The following is a 15160-nucleotide window of genomic DNA, read 5'->3' as shown; positions in this document are numbered from 1 at the left end:
TTAAACATATAGTAATGAGTAAAAGAACATTCCAGCCATCAGAAAGAAAGAGAAGAAACAAACACGGTTTCAGAGAAAGAATGTCTACGCCAAATGGAAGAAGAGTATTGGCTGCAAGAAGAGCTAAAGGCAGAAAGAGTTTAACTGTAAGTGCTGCACGCGCTAAGAGATAATTCTTTAATTATCATATACAAATCATGCTTGAAAATAATCTTTTCAGGCATTTTTTGTTGTTAAATTTTACTAAAATCTAAGGTTCTTACATTTCTTTTTTCTATTTTTAAAAATTGAAAAAGTTTCTAAAAATAGTATCATAAAACAGCATTATGCCACATACAAATATATCCGGAGATAATATTATAAGTTTACAACACGCAAAGATTGCGCAAAAAAGCTTCACTGTTCTTTCTGACGTTAACCTTAACATCAAAAAAGGCAGATTTTGTTATCTTATCGGAAAAACAGGCTCAGGAAAAAGTTCATTATTAAAGACTTTGTACGGGCACATTCCATTAGCTTCAGGACACGGAGCAGTAGTTGGTTTTGATTTGGCTAAATTAAAAATGTCTGAAATTCCTAATCTGAGAAGAAAACTAGGAATTGTATTTCAGGATTTCCAGTTATTATCTGACAGAACAGTAGAGAAAAACTTAATATTCGTTCTTGAAGCAACGGGCTGGAATGACAAAACAAAAATGGAAGACCGTATCAATGAAGTTTTGGGGAGTGTAAACATGAAAAGCAAAAAGCACAAAATGCCTCACGAACTTTCCGGAGGAGAGCAGCAACGTGTCGCGATTGCAAGAGCGTTATTAAACCACCCCGATCTGATCTTAGCAGATGAGCCTACAGGAAACCTTGATCCTGAAACTTCAAACGAAATTATGACATTATTAAAGCAGGTAGCACTGGAAAACGGAGCAGCAGTAGTGATGGCAACTCATGACTATCACATGATCCAAAACTTCCCGGGAGAAGCGATCAGATGTGAAGACGGAAAAGTTTCTGTGTTGGATACTTCAGAATTGTTTGAGTAATAAATAATTAAAAGATTGAGAAATTTAGAGATTACTAACAACTTTTAAAATCTAATCTCAAGCTTCTTTAAAGACATGAAACTCTTTGGTGAGTTCAAGATATTGGTCCGAGTATTTTCTCGGACTTTTTTCTATTATAAATTCTAATTCTTCTGGATTTTTTTCAATAGGTGAAAATTCAAGAATCAGCCTTTTTGTTTTTGCAGTTTCAATTCCTTTAATGTTTATTCTTCTTATTAAGAACAACTGATTTTCTTTTGCAATTTCAATAAAATCAGCTCCAACTTCTACAGGAATAATCACTGAAAAAATTCCGTTTTTAGAAAGTAATTTAGCTGATTGGAAAATCAATTGTTTAAAATTCAGTTCAACGGTCTGTCTTGCAATTTTATCTTTATCAGATTCTGAAGCTTCAAAATAAGGAGGATTTGAAACAATAAGATCAAATTTTTCTTCAGTTTCAAAATTCTTAAAATCCTGTAGCGTATTTTTTAATCTTAAAGCAAAAGGAGAACTTTCAAAATTAGTTCTCGTCAGCTCTACAGCATCTTCATTAATATCAATTCCTAAAAATTCTGCTTTAGATATTCTTTGAGCCAGCATCAATGAAATTAATCCGGTTCCCGTTCCAACTTCCAGCACTTTAGAAGCATTGTTCACACTGGCCAAAGCTCCCAAAAGAACACCGTCTGTCCCTACACGGAAAACATCTTTCGACTGCTGAATTTCGAATTGTTTAAACTTAAAAGATTTCACTATAAATTCGTTGGTAATGTGATGATGAAGGTAGACCCCTTCCCTACTTCTGATTTTACAGCAATCTCTCCTTTATAATCCTCAATCATTTTTCTTACCATTGATAAACCAAGTCCCATTCCGCTGCTTTTGGAAGTGAAATTGGGTTCAAAAATTCTTTCATACATATTTTCAGGAATCCCTACTCCATTATCCTGCACCGAGATGATCACTCTTCTTTGGTGCTGTTCAACATCCACATTGATGATGAGCTTTCTTTCATCACTTTGCGCCTGTTTAGCATTGGTCACAAGATTAGTGATAATTCTGGAAAGATAAATCCTATCCATACTAATCATGATATTATTTTTATTGGTGTGCATAAAAATATTGTCATCATTAAATACTCTAAGAATATCTTCTACTTCTTTATTCAAATTAATAACCTCGTTATTTTTTTCAGGAAGTTTGGCAAATTCTGAAAACGCGGACGCCACCGTAGCGATCAAATCAATCTGATCAACAACTGTTTTACTCATCTGTTTTACCCTTTCTCTGATGTTTGGATCTTCCGGATCAAATTTTCTTTCAAAATTCTGAATGGTAAGCTTCATCGGAGTCAGTGGGTTTTTCACTTCATGAGCTACCTGTTTGGCCATTTCTCTCCACGCCTCTTCCGACGCCTTAAATCTTAGCCTTTCCTTCTGATCCTGAATCTGAAGAATCATTCTGTTGTAAGCCCTTGCTAATGCATTCAGTTCATCGTTTTTGTAATATCTGATAGGCTGCATTTCATTTTCAAATAAGGTAATGCGGGTAATCATATCTGAAAACTTCGTAATGTTCTTTGCCAGACTATTTGAAGTCACCCAGCTTATCCAAATACTAAAAAGAATAAGAAATATATCTACCAAAAGAATATACTTAACATATTCGTGAAGGACTTCCAAATCGGCCGATTCATTATGATACAGAGGAATATATACAATCCCAATAGGCTCAAGTTCATTGTTTTTCAACAGCAAATAAGAAGAAGTAAGCCCCGCATCTACTGAAGGATCATAGCTTTTAATATCAACTCTGGCATCAGTAGCCAAAATCTTATTTACGATATGTAAAGGCACTTTTTTTTGCTCAACAAGACTTACATCTTTATTGGAAAGCAGATAATTTCCCTTTAAATCATAAATAATAATATCGTGCTGATTGATATCCGCTATTTCAAAGATTTTATTCTCAAGAACAGTTGGAAGATCCGCTGTTTCAATGCGCGCTCTACTTACAGCATAATCCAGATACCTCATTACGGCATTCGTTTTATCCTGCATATCGATACGGCTTTGCTGCAAAGAATTATTCCTCAGTACAAAATAAGGTACCAAGGACGAAGCGACAACACTTAAAAGACATACCAGTAAGAATCCGAAGAAAACACGGTTTCTTAAGCTATATCCTCTATACTTATTAAACGCCATGCTGTTTGTTTATTAACCTGGCAATATATTTACCTATAATATCAAATTCTAAATTAACTTTATCTCCTGCTTTCAGGTACTGCATATTCGTAAATTCCCAAGTATACGGAATTATCGCAACAGAAAACTGCGTGTCTTCACTTTTTGCCACCGTTAAACTAATTCCGTTTACCGTAATAGAACCTTGAGGAACTGTCACAAAACTTCCGTTATCTTCATATTTAATGGTAATAAAATAACTTCCGTCTTTATTTTCAATACTTACAACTTCACCTGTTTTATCAACGTGTCCCTGTACAATGTGACCATCCAGTCTTCCATCCATTTTCATGCAACGCTCAAGATTCACCACCGTTCCAACTTCCCATTTTCCAAGATTGGTTTTTTCCAATGTTTCGTTGATGGCAGTTACTACGTATTGATCTCCTTCAATTTTCACAACCGTTAAACAACACCCGTTATGAGCAAGGCTCTGATCTATTTTTAATTCATTCGTAAAAGGACAGGTAAGTGTAAAATCTATATTACTTCCGTTTTCTTCAATTTTCTCAATAACACCTACTGCTTCAATTATTCCTGTGAACATATTATTTTTTGCTAAATTTGTAAAATTATAATCTTCAAAGATAATCAAAATGAGCCCAAAAAACCATAAAGTACGAGTAGGAATTTCAATTGGCGATTTCAACGGCATCGGTCCGGAAATCATCATGAAGTCTCTGAAAGACAAAACCATTACAGATTTTTTCACTCCTGTAATTTTTGGTTCGGGAAAATTATTTACCTATCAGAAAAATATTTTTAAATTAAATTTAAATTTCAACTACATCAATGAAGCTTCTCAAGCTCATGGGGGTAAACTGAATATGGTAAACCTTGTGAAAGACAATGTAAATGTAGAACTGGGAGTTCCTACTGAAGAATCTACAAGAATGGCAATTGATTCTTTGGAAGCCGCTACTGAAGCTTTGATGAAGGGAGATATTGATGTTTTGGTAACCGCACCTATCAACAAAGACGAAATGGTGAAAATGGGATTCAAACACGCAGGTCATACTGGATATTTTGAAGAAAAATTCAACAAAAAAGGATTGATGTTTCTGGTAACAGAAGATCTGAAAGTAGCTGTTTCAACACATCACATTCCAATTGCACAGGTTGCTGAAAACATTTCTAAAGAAAAAATAAAAAAGCAGATCAAAGTTCTAAACCAGACTTTAATTGAAGACTTTAATATTACGAAGCCGAAAATTGCTGTTTTGGGCCTAAATCCTCACTCAGGTGACGGTGGTGTAATAGGAAATGAAGAAATTGAAATCATTTCTCCTGCAATCAAAGAACTTTCAGACAATGGAATTCTAGCTTTCGGTCCCTTCCCTGCAGACAGTTTTTTCCAGCCAAACAAATACAAAAGCTTTGATGCCGTTTTAGCAATGTATCACGATCAAGGTTTAGCTCCTTTTAAAACATTAGCCTATGAAGAAGGAGTAAATTACACAGCAGGACTTCCATTCATCAGAACTTCTCCCGATCACGGAGTGGCCTATGATATTGCAGGACAAAATATCGCCGATGAACAAAGTTTCACCGAAGCAATTTTCACAGCCATTAAAGTTTTCAAAAACAGACTTGAATACAAAGAACTGATGGACAATCGTATGCAGCCTAGAAAAATGGCTATGGACAACGGAGTAGACGAAGACCTTCCTCAAGATACAGAAGGTTAAAACATTGAAACAAATTTTAAATTAATTTGTTATAAAAATTATTTGTTATTATAAAAAAAATGCATATTTTTGCACACTCATTTTATGGACAAGTTAAGAAACTATGATGTAAGCTTTTCCGGCCTCAAAACCGGCAAGCACGAGTTCAAGTTTGAGATAGATAAAGAGTTCTTTCAATTATTTGACACTGAACAGGATTTTACAAATCCTAAAATAACAGTAGATGTTTTATTAGACAAACACTCTACTTTTTTAGAATTTGAGATCAAAGTAAGTGGGACGGTAGAATTGGTTTGCGATATTACAAACGAAAATTTTGACCACCCCATCGAAAATCAAATCAAGGTTCTGGTGAAGTTCGGAGAAGAATATGATGACAGCGAAGAAGATGTTATCACCATCCCAACCAGCGACCATGCATTCAATATTGCACAATTGATTTACGAAAATGTAGCGCTTTCAATTCCAATGAAAAAGCTATCACCCAACGTAAGCGAAGAAGATTTAGCAATTCTTGATCAGTTCAGTCCAAAAGAAATTGAGGAAGAAGAAGAACATGAAAGTGATCCCAGATGGGACGCTTTAAAAAATTTAAAGAATAAAAATTAAATAGTTTAATGATGAGATGATGAATCTCATCGCTCATCAATTAAAAAAGTTATTACAAAATGGCACATCCAAAGAGAAGACAATCGTCTACAAGAAGAGATAAGAGAAGAACTCACTATAAAGCTGTAGTTCCTCAATTAGCAAAAGATGCAGCAACAGGAGAGCTTCACCTATACCACAGAGCTCACTGGCATGAAGGAAAATTATATTACAGAGGAAAAGTAGTATTGGAAAAAGAAGTAGCAACTACTGAAGAAAACTAAGAGTCGCTTTTCACTGAAAAACACTCGTTTTAATACAAAAACCGCCCAATTTTGATAAAATTTGGCGGTTTTTTGTTGTTTTTTATGTTTTTTTGGTATCTTTGGCTCAAAATCAAATATCAAATTTATGGACATTAAAGACATACAAAATCTTATCAAGTTTGTATCTAAGGCAGAGGTTTCTGAAGTGAAGTACAAAACTAAAGATTTCGAAATCACTATTAAAACTCCATTAGCTGGAAGCGAAGTTGCTTATGCACAACCTGCAGTTTATCACACTGCTCCTCAACAAGTAGCTGCTCCTGCACAAGTTGCAACTCCTGCTGCTGCACCTGCTGAAAAAGCTGAAGCTGCATCAGACGACAGCAAATATGTAACAATCAAGTCTCCAATGATCGGAACTTTCTACAGAAAACCATCTCCGGATAAAGAAGTTTTTGTAAATGTTGGTGACGAAGTATCAAACGGGAAAGTAGTTTGCGTAATCGAAGCGATGAAATTATTCAACCAAATCGAATCTGAAGTAAGCGGAAAAATCGTTAAGATTTTAGTTGATGACGCTACTCCTGTAGAATACGACCAACCTTTATTCTTAGTAGATCCGTCTTAAGGAATTTTAGATGAAAGATTATAAATTTTAGATGAATAGTTTTTCATTTAAAATAATTTAAAATTCAAAATTTATAATTTAAAATTTCGGAGAGATGTTCAAAAAAATATTAATTGCCAATCGTGGCGAAATTGCAATGCGTATTTTACGTACTTGTAAAGAAATGGGGATCAAAACCGTTGCAGTTTATTCAACTGCCGATAAAGACAGTCTTCACGTAAGATTTGCTGACGAGGCTGTTTGTATTGGTCCTGCAATGAGCAAAGACTCATACTTAAAAATCCCTAACATTATTGCTGCTGCTGAAATTACAAATGCAGATGCCATTCACCCAGGTTACGGATTCTTATCTGAAAACGCTAACTTCTCAAGAATTTGCCAGAAAAACGGCATCAAGTTCATCGGTGCTTCTCCTGAGCAAATTGAAAAAATGGGAGATAAAGCAAATGCTAAAGCTACGATGAAAGCTGCAGGTGTACCATGTGTACCTGGTTCTGACGGTTTGATCGAATCTTACGAGCATGCTGTAAAAACAGCTGAAGAAACTGGTTATCCTGTAATGATTAAAGCAACTGCCGGTGGTGGTGGAAAAGGGATGAGAGCTGTTTGGAAAGCTGAAGACCTTAAAGACCACTGGGAATCTGCAATTCAGGAAGCTGTGGCTGCATTCGGAAACGGAGGTATGTATATGGAAAAACTGATTGAAGAGCCTAGACATATCGAAATTCAGGTTGCAGGCGACCAATTCGGTAAAGCTTGCCACCTTTCTGAAAGAGACTGTTCGGTTCAGAGAAGAAATCAGAAATTGACAGAAGAAACACCTTCTCCTTTCATGACTGACGAACTTCGTGAAAGAATGGGTGAAGCTGCTGTAAAAGCTGCAGAATTCATCGGATATGAAGGAGTAGGAACTATTGAATTCCTGGTTGACAAGCATAGAAATTTCTATTTCATGGAAATGAACACCAGAATTCAGGTAGAGCACCCTATTACGGAACAGGTTATTGATTATGATCTGATCAGAGAACAAATTCTTTTGGCTGCCGGAACTCCTATTTCAGGAATCAATTACTATCCGAAATTACATTCAATCGAATGTAGAATTAACGCTGAAGATCCTTATGCAGACTTCAGACCTTCTCCGGGTAAAATCACAGGGTTAAATATTCCTGGAGGACACGGTGTAAGAGTTGATACTCACGTTTATTCAGGATATACAATCCCTTCTAACTATGACTCTATGATTGCAAAACTGATCACTACAGCTCAAACTCGTGAAGAAGCTATTGCTAAAATGAGAAGAGCATTGGAAGAGTTCTATATTGAAGGCGTAAAAACTACGATTCCTTTCCATAGACAACTAATGGATAATGAAGATTATCTTGCCGGAAACTATACTACAAAATTCATGGAGGATTTCGTAATGGATAAAAAATATGATAATCATTAAGATTTTTTAAATAAATCACAAACCGTCTCAATTGAGGCGGTTTTTTTGTTTTCATAAAATTTATTTATAAAGATATAATACCTACTACGTATAATGAACGTGGACAATATTCTCTGCTCTCTTTTCATTAGCTTTAAAATTAACCTTACATCAGGGTATTTTTCAGCATGGGTTTTCTGTTTACCGATCTCATGAATAATCTTTAACTTTGTCGAAAACCAAAATATATGTCAACAGCAGCAGTAAAAAACTCACAGTATTTCATTGATCTTGAAGACCAGTACGGAGCTCATAACTACCACCCTCTTCCAGTAGTTTTAGATAAAGGAGAAGGTGTTTTCGTTTGGGATGTAGAAGGTAAGAGATATTATGATTTTCTTTCAGCATACTCTGCTGTAAACCAAGGACACTCGCATCCTAAAATTGTTGAAGCTTTAGTAGAACAAGCTAAAAAACTGGCTTTAACATCAAGAGCTTTTTACAATTCAAAACTGGGCGAATACGAAAAAAAGATCACTACTCTTTTCGGATTTGATAAAGTATTACCGATGAATTCCGGAGCAGAAGCTGTGGAAACTGCCGTAAAGCTGGCAAGAAAATGGAGCTATGAAGTAAAAGGAATTTCAGAAAACGCAGCAAAAATAGTTGTTTGTGAAAACAACTTCCACGGAAGAACAACAACAATCGTTTCTTTTTCAAACGATCCTGATGCAAACCAAAATTACGGACCTTTTACTCCTGGATTTATTAAAATCCCGTACAATGATATTGCCGCTTTAGAAGAAGTTTTAAGTAAAGAAGCTGAAAATATTGCAGCATTCTTGGTAGAACCTATTCAGGGAGAAGCCGGAGTATATGTTCCGAATGAGGGATTCTTGAAAAGTGCTTCAGAATTGTGTAAAAAACACAATGTTCTTTTCATTGCTGATGAAGTTCAGACAGGAATTGCAAGAACAGGAAAATTAATTGCTTGTCACCACGAAAATGTACAACCCGATATTTTAATTCTTGGGAAAGCGCTTTCTGGTGGAATGTATCCGGTTTCAGCCGTTTTGGCAAACAACGAAATCATGAATGTTATAAAACCAGGACAGCATGGTTCAACTTTCGGAGGAAACCCGATTGCATGTGCAGTTGCTGTAGCCGCTCTAAATGTTGTTGAAGAAGAAAATCTATCTGAAAGAGCTGAAAAATTAGGACAGCTATTCAGATCCGAAATTGAAAAATTAATTGAGAAAACAGATCTGATTACCAAAGTAAGAGGAAAAGGTTTATTAAATGCTATTTTAATTAATGATACGCCCGACAGCTCTACTGCATGGAATCTATGCGTACAGTTAAAAGAAAACGGTCTATTGGCTAAACCAACCCATGGAAACATCATCAGATTAGCACCACCTTTGGTGATTACTGAAGAACAATTATTAGATTGTGTAAAGATTATCGAAAAAACGATGCTGGAATATCAAAAATAATATACTAAAATTAGGATTTTTTTAAATTAATAACACTCATTTTCAGAGTGTTATTTTTTTATTGCAAAATCACACAAACGATTGTTTAACTTCTGACAACATTTATTATCTAATACATACTAATAATTAGTTGTTGAAAATGGAGAACCCGAAAATAAGTGCACTTCTTATTACCTATAATGAGGAAAAAAATATAGAAGAGGCATTAAGATCCGTAGATTTTGCAGATGAAATTATTGTTTTAGACTCTTACAGTACAGATAAAACAATCGATATTATTAAGACTAAATTTCCTGAAGTAAAAGTATATCAAAATAAATTTGAAGACTTTACCAAACAAAGAAATTTATGCCTTTCCTATGCCAATTTCGAATGGATCTTGTTTTTGGATGCAGACGAAAGAGTAACTCCCGCCCTTAAAGCTGAAATTTTGCAGGAAATACAAAACCCAAAAGCAAAGGAAGCTTATTACTTTAAAAGAAAATTCTTCTTCATGGGAGAGCCGGTGCATTATTCGGGAACACAAAATGATAAAAACATTCGTCTTTTCAAAAAATCTGTCGGTAACTACGATGAAAATAAAAGAGTACATGAAGGGCTTCAAAATCTGAACAATCCGGGGACTCTGAAAAACTATCTTTTACATTTTTCCTTTGATTCTTATCAGGCTTATTACCACAAAGTAATTCATTACGCACAATTAAAAGCAAAAGATTTGCGCGAAAAAAATGTACCTTATCTGCTGATAAAACAAATTTCAAAAAGCATTTTCAATTTTTTTAAAATGTATATTTTAAAGCTTGGAATTTTGGATGGCAAAAAGGGAATTATACTTTCTTATCTGAGTGCTTTAAGTTCTTTCAAAACCTATGAATACCTCAAAGAAGAGTACGCATAAACGTTCTTAATTAAAAATTTCCGGATCTGAAAATAAACTGTATTTTTGTATTAAACATAAGTACAACATGAAGCTATCCGTGGCATTTATCACCTTCAATGAGGATCGGATTATCGAAAAAAACCTCAGCTCAATTCACGATCTTGCCGACGAGATTGTTGTCGTTGATAGTTTTTCGACAGACCATACGGTAGAAATCTGCAAAAAGTTTTCAAAAATAAATTTTGTACAAAAAAAATTCGAAGGATTCGGAAAACAAAAAAACTACGCTCTAAGTCTTTGTAATGGAGACTGGATTCTTTTTTTAGATGCCGATGAAATCCCAGATCAACAGGCACTGCAATCGATAAAGAAAATTATTGAAGCAGAAACTCCCTCATTTAATGTCTATGAAATAGCTTTTAATAATATTTTTTTAGGACAGTCTTTAAAATATGGAGGTTGGGGAAATCTAAAACGGGAAAGGCTTTTCAGAAAAAACTTCGGGAAATACTCTGAAGATATTGTTCATGAAGAATTTATAACTTCTGAAAAAAAAGGAAAAGTAGACGGCAAAATAAACCATTATACCTACAAGGATATTTATCACCACATCGAAAAATCTAATAAATATACTTCGATGATGGCGGAAAAAATGTATAATAACGGGAAAAGATCCAATGTCGTAAAGATCATTTTCAAACCTATGTATCAGTTTATCAAGTCCTATTTTATCCGTTTAGGTTTTTTAGATGGCCTGGTTGGATATTATGCAGCAGCAACAGCCGCTTTTTATACTTTTTTAAAATACAAAAAGCTTCACGAAATTTCTAAATTCGGTAAAGCATGCTAACGAACGCCGTAAAAGGATTATTCGGTTTATCAAAGAGAAAAACCGTTCGTATCCTGATGTATCATCAGGTATTGCCAAAGGAACTGGCACCTAAAGACAATCTCATTGTCACCACAGAAAATTTAGAAGAACAGCTTATTTATATAAAAAATAACTTCACTACTCTTTTTTTTAAAGACCTTCATAAAGAAAATAATACTCCGAATAAGATCATTTTAACTTTTGATGACGGTTATTATAACAACCTAGAATATCTGATTCCTCTCTTGGAAAAACATCAGTTAAAAGCAACCATTTTCATTCCTACGGAATATATTCAAAGCAGAATAAACTCTACGGAAAAGAATTTCATGAGTTTTGATGAAATCAGGAACTTAAATTCTAAACTTATCGAAATCGCACTTCACAGTCATGCCCATCGAAATTATTCTGAAATGCCTGTTGATGAAGCCAGAGAAGACCTAAAGAAAAACATAGAAATTCTAAAGGAAAAAGACATTGAATTCTCCAATGTTCTGGCTTATCCTTATGGGAAATTCCCAAGAGAAAAGAACAAAAAGAAAGCGTTTTTTAAAATGCTTGAACAATCCGGAATTACTGCGGCAGTAAGAATCGGAAATGAAATAGATTCTTATCCGTGGAAAAACAAATTTGAAATTAAACGTATCGATATAAAATACGGAGACAGTATCAATATGTTCAAATGGAAGCTTAGGTTGGGAAAACTAAAACTTTAATCTAATAATTCTTTATAGATATTTTCATAGGATTCAGCCATTTTAAGGTAACTGAACTCTAAAGCTCTTTCTTTTAATTTAGCCTGAAAAAGATCCTTATCTTCATTAAATACTGCAATTCCAGATTCGTAAACATCATTCATATTTTCGGCTGAAAAATCTTCAAAGTAAAAAGCTAAATCTCCTCCAATTTCCGGAAGGCTTGTAAATGTACTAAGAAAAACTGGTTTTCCAAAATACATCGCTTCTACAGGAGGGATTCCAAAACCTTCGGCTAATGAAGGATGGCAATAGGATTCACAATGTTGAAGCAGAAAATATTTTTCTTCGTTCTCTACGTTTTCTAAAATATGCACCCGATCAGTAAGTCCTAATGTCTTAATTTTTTCGAGAAACCTTTCTTTGTACTCTGATTTTGCAGAACTCGTTATGAGAACCAGATGCCTGTCATTTTTTGATATTAAATCCAATAAAACATTCTGATTCTTTTTAGGAAAAAGAACTCCGATATTCAGAATAAATTTTTCATTAATGAAAGAATAGTTCTGCGGAGCAGTAAAATGTTCTTTTTCCGGAAACATTAGGCCATTATAAACCACCTCTATTTTTACATTCTCTTTCAGCTGAAATAAATGTTTATTCTTTACAAAATCGTCTTTTACAAATTCCGAAATACACACAATAGTATCTGCGTTACCAATATTCTTTTGCACAAGACGTTTGCTTTTATTGATCTTCCTTTCCGAGCTGTTATCATGTAGAAAATTGAGATCGTGTAAAGTCACTACTTTTTTTTGATTCTTTTTAATTGTATGAAAATATTCTGAAAGCTGATGCGTTGTATGAATAAGAGCATAGGAAGAGGTCGATATCGGGATCTTTTTCTGCCAGAATTTCCAGTTTATAACGTTATATTTGGATTTTGTAGCAGGAATATTGGCTTTTGGCCCGTAAAATGTATAGTTAAACGAAGATATTTTTTGATCCAATCCTTTTATCAGTGATATACAAACGTTTGCAATTCCAGATTTTGGATATTTTAATCGTTCAACATCTATCAGAACATTTTTTTTCATTGAGAAAGCGGGCTTTGGCTCAAAAGTATAAATTTAAAATTTAAAATCTTTATTTTTGCGATATGAAAATTTGTTTGATTAGTTTTGATTTTTGGCATTATGACGAGCATATCGTCAATAAGCTCAAAGAAAAAGGCATTGAAGCATACCATATCAACATTGGAGCTTTCACTCACAAAAATTTTGGAGCAAGAGTAAAAAATACCTTCAGTAAAGTATTCTTAGGCAAAAATCTAAAACATGGAAAAAGACAAAATTTCATTATAGAATCTTTGCGGAAAATAGGTAGACAGGATCAGATTCTCGTTATCAATCCTGAAGCTATTGAAGAAAGGGTCCATCGAGAGATTAGAAAATACGCAACTAGGAATATTGCTTATCTCTACGACAGTATGTCGAGAAACCCTGCTGCACATATTCTACATTTTTTTGATACCGTTTTTTCTTTTGATGACGAAGACGTAGCCAATTTTGGGTTTAATAAGATTACCAATTATAATTATCTGGAACTCTGTTCTGCAAAGAAGCAGCATCCCAAACTTGATCTTTTCTATATTACTTCATATGACACTCAGAGATTATTAAGACTCAATGTGCTCATTAATAAAATCAACGATCTCAATATCTGTTTCAGAACCATAGTTGCCGGAAAAAAAAGCTGGAAGAAGAAAATAGCCCAGATTGTTGATAAGAAAAATATTGACATTATTACGTTTAGAACAAAAAATGTTCCTCAGCAATCTTTGCCTAAGCTGTATAAAAACACTAAAGTCATTCTTGATCTCCAACGAAATAACCAAATGGGTTTAAGTTTCCGTATTTTTGAGGCAATGGCATTAGAAAAAAAATTTATTACAGACAATTTTACCATACAAAATTATGATTTTTATAACCCAAATAATATATTAATTTTGAATGATGATTTCAGCAATGTCGAAAAATCATTTTTTGAAACTGAATATCAAAGTATTCCTCAAGAAATATACTATAAATATACTCTTGACAATTGGGTAAATACAGTTTTTAAACTAGATCATAAAAGCTAATAATGGGATTAAAGAAAAAAATAAAACAATATTTTGAAAGAAAGAAAAAATTAAAAATTCTTGAAACAAAAGATATTGTAAATATAGATCTATATGATTCATCTAAAAAGACAATCCTATTTGCATCAAAAGTACTTCCTACTCATGATAAAGACTCCGGATCAAATAGATTAAAGGAGATTATTATTATTTATAAAAACTTAGGATATAACTGTATTATATTTTCTCAGAATATTTTTGAGGACGATAACTATGTTAAATTCTATAAAGAAAATGGCATTATAATATTTGTAGAAAACAATAAATACAAAAGCATTTATGATTTTCTCAGAGGTTTTAATAATATTAATTATGTTTGGTTCAATGGCCCTACATCACTAGATGTTTTTTATAAAAAAATGAAAAATATTTTACCTGAGAGTAAATTTATTTATGATATGGTAGATATTCATTTTTTAAGATTTAAGAGAGCTATTCAGATAGAACCTACACGAATTTCTTTAAAGAAAAATTATAAACATTTCTATCGTTTGGAAACAGTTGTTGCCCCACAACTCGATTACATTATTGCAATTTCTGATAAAGAAAAAGAAATAATGAGTGAATATATTAATAAAAATAAAATCGTTACGATTTCTAATATACATTATCCTAAAATTGATATCTCTGAAAGAAAAAATTTCAATAGAAGCAAAGGAATTATATTCATTGGATCTATTCATGAGCCTAATATTGATGCCGTAAAATTTCTGTATGATAAAATAATGCCTCTTGTCTGGAAAGAAGATTCTCAACTTGAGGTAAGTATAATTGGAAACGTTGCTGATAAGTTAGATATAAAACAATATCCTAAATTTAAATTTTTAGGTTTTGTAGAAAGCGTAGAAGAACATTTCATGAATTCTAAGATCATGGTTGCTCCTCTTAGATTTGGAGCTGGTGTAAAAGGAAAAATAGGTCAGGCTTTTGAATATTTTTTTCCAGTTATTACAACAGATATTGGAGCTGAAGGAATGAAACTTACTGACAAAAAAAATGTATTGATTGCAAATGATGAAAAATCGTTCGCCGAAGCGATTCTTCAACTAAATAATAATGAAGATCTTTGGAATACATTAAGCCAAAATTCCATAAACAGCCTAAGTTCTTTTTCTCCTGAAGAAGTAAAAGAAAAACTTAAAACATTGTAA

17 protein-coding genes are annotated in these 15160 nt (G+C 33.4%); 13 read left to right on the top strand and 4 right to left on the bottom strand.

All coding sequences use genetic code 11. From position 1 onward, the window contains the following. The first annotated feature begins 14 nt into the window (after positions 1–14). Both rpmH and JI747_RS19225 read left to right on the top strand, forming a co-directional pair. Complete coding sequence (gene rpmH / locus JI747_RS19230; RefSeq protein WP_039365072.1) at positions 15–173, top strand: 50S ribosomal protein L34; 159 nt, start codon at positions 15–17, stop codon at positions 171–173. A gap of 153 nt (positions 174–326) precedes the next feature. Further along, positions 327–1037 (top strand): cell division ATP-binding protein FtsE, encoded by a 711-nt coding sequence (locus JI747_RS19225; RefSeq protein ID WP_225690485.1) that lies wholly within the window; start codon positions 327–329, stop codon positions 1035–1037. Between the two features lie 57 nt (positions 1038–1094). On the opposite strand, the gene JI747_RS19220 is transcribed toward JI747_RS19225, so the two are convergent. Genes JI747_RS19220 through JI747_RS19210 form a run of 3 tightly spaced genes read right to left on the bottom strand, consistent with a single transcriptional unit; the run spans position 1095 to position 3833 of the window. After that, the gene (locus JI747_RS19220; protein ID WP_225690484.1) at positions 1095–1793 is read right to left on the bottom strand and encodes a tRNA1(Val) (adenine(37)-N6)-methyltransferase; all 699 of its coding nucleotides are present in this window, start codon (positions 1791–1793) and stop codon (positions 1095–1097) included. Continuing rightward, complete coding sequence (locus tag JI747_RS19215; protein WP_225690483.1) at positions 1793–3247, bottom strand: sensor histidine kinase; 1455 nt, start codon at positions 3245–3247, stop codon at positions 1793–1795. The genes JI747_RS19220 and JI747_RS19215 overlap by 1 nt, the downstream gene beginning before the upstream one ends. Then, a complete protein-coding gene (locus JI747_RS19210) occupies positions 3237–3833 on the bottom strand; it encodes a riboflavin synthase (RefSeq protein ID WP_225690482.1) in 597 nt (198 codons plus the stop codon). The genes JI747_RS19215 and JI747_RS19210 overlap by 11 nt, the downstream gene beginning before the upstream one ends. 49 nt (positions 3834–3882) lie before the next feature. Between JI747_RS19210 and pdxA the strand changes: the two genes are divergently transcribed. From pdxA to JI747_RS19165, 9 genes are all read left to right on the top strand, one after another. Further along, positions 3883–4974 carry a 4-hydroxythreonine-4-phosphate dehydrogenase PdxA gene (gene pdxA, locus JI747_RS19205; RefSeq protein WP_225690481.1) on the top strand — a complete coding sequence of 364 codons (1092 nt, stop codon included), beginning with the start codon at positions 3883–3885 and terminating at the stop codon, positions 4972–4974. An 84-nt stretch (positions 4975–5058) separates the two neighbouring features. Continuing rightward, entirely contained in the window at positions 5059–5583 is a 525-nt protein-coding gene (locus JI747_RS19200) for a YceD family protein (protein ID WP_225690480.1), read from the top strand. A gap of 59 nt (positions 5584–5642) precedes the next feature. Then, a complete protein-coding gene (gene rpmF / locus JI747_RS19195; RefSeq protein WP_039365059.1) occupies positions 5643–5846 on the top strand; it encodes a 50S ribosomal protein L32 in 204 nt (67 codons plus the stop codon). Positions 5847–5973: 127 nt separating this feature from the next. After that, positions 5974–6456: an acetyl-CoA carboxylase biotin carboxyl carrier protein gene (accB, locus tag JI747_RS19190; RefSeq protein WP_225690479.1), complete on the top strand. Its 483-nt coding sequence runs from the start codon at positions 5974–5976 to the stop codon at positions 6454–6456. A 94-nt stretch (positions 6457–6550) separates the two neighbouring features. Continuing rightward, positions 6551–7906: an acetyl-CoA carboxylase biotin carboxylase subunit gene (gene accC / locus JI747_RS19185; protein ID WP_225690478.1), complete on the top strand. Its 1356-nt coding sequence runs from the start codon at positions 6551–6553 to the stop codon at positions 7904–7906. 227 nt (positions 7907–8133) lie between these two features. Then, complete coding sequence (gene rocD / locus JI747_RS19180) at positions 8134–9381, top strand: ornithine--oxo-acid transaminase (RefSeq protein ID WP_225690477.1); 1248 nt, start codon at positions 8134–8136, stop codon at positions 9379–9381. Positions 9382–9520: 139 nt separating this feature from the next. Next, positions 9521–10279, top strand: a complete 759-nt coding sequence (locus tag JI747_RS19175; protein ID WP_225690476.1) for a glycosyltransferase family 2 protein — start codon at positions 9521–9523, stop codon at positions 10277–10279. 67 nt (positions 10280–10346) lie between these two features. Continuing rightward, the gene (locus JI747_RS19170; protein ID WP_225690475.1) at positions 10347–11111 is read left to right on the top strand and encodes a glycosyltransferase family 2 protein; all 765 of its coding nucleotides are present in this window, start codon (positions 10347–10349) and stop codon (positions 11109–11111) included. Continuing rightward, positions 11105–11848, top strand: a complete 744-nt coding sequence (locus JI747_RS19165) for a polysaccharide deacetylase family protein (RefSeq protein ID WP_225690474.1) — start codon at positions 11105–11107, stop codon at positions 11846–11848. Before JI747_RS19170 ends, JI747_RS19165 begins: the two co-directional genes overlap by 7 nt. Here the strand turns inward: JI747_RS19165 and JI747_RS19160 are convergent. Then, positions 11845–12924, bottom strand: coding sequence for a glycosyltransferase family 4 protein (locus tag JI747_RS19160; RefSeq protein ID WP_225690473.1), 1080 nt, complete (start codon positions 12922–12924; stop codon positions 11845–11847). The two genes, JI747_RS19165 and JI747_RS19160, sit on opposite strands and share 4 nt — an antisense overlap. 62 nt (positions 12925–12986) lie before the next feature. On the opposite strand from JI747_RS19160, the gene JI747_RS19155 reads away from it, so the two are divergent. Continuing rightward, complete coding sequence (locus JI747_RS19155) at positions 12987–13970, top strand: glycosyltransferase family protein (RefSeq protein WP_225690472.1); 984 nt, start codon at positions 12987–12989, stop codon at positions 13968–13970. A gap of 2 nt (positions 13971–13972) precedes the next feature. Next, positions 13973–15160, top strand: a complete 1188-nt coding sequence (locus JI747_RS19150) for a glycosyltransferase family 4 protein (protein ID WP_225690471.1) — start codon at positions 13973–13975, stop codon at positions 15158–15160.

It is taken from the genome of Chryseobacterium tagetis, assembly GCF_016735585.2.
GTDB classification, from domain to species: Bacteria; Bacteroidota; Bacteroidia; order Flavobacteriales; family Weeksellaceae; genus Chryseobacterium; species Chryseobacterium tagetis.
This window is presented reverse-complemented; position numbering and strand designations above follow the sequence as displayed.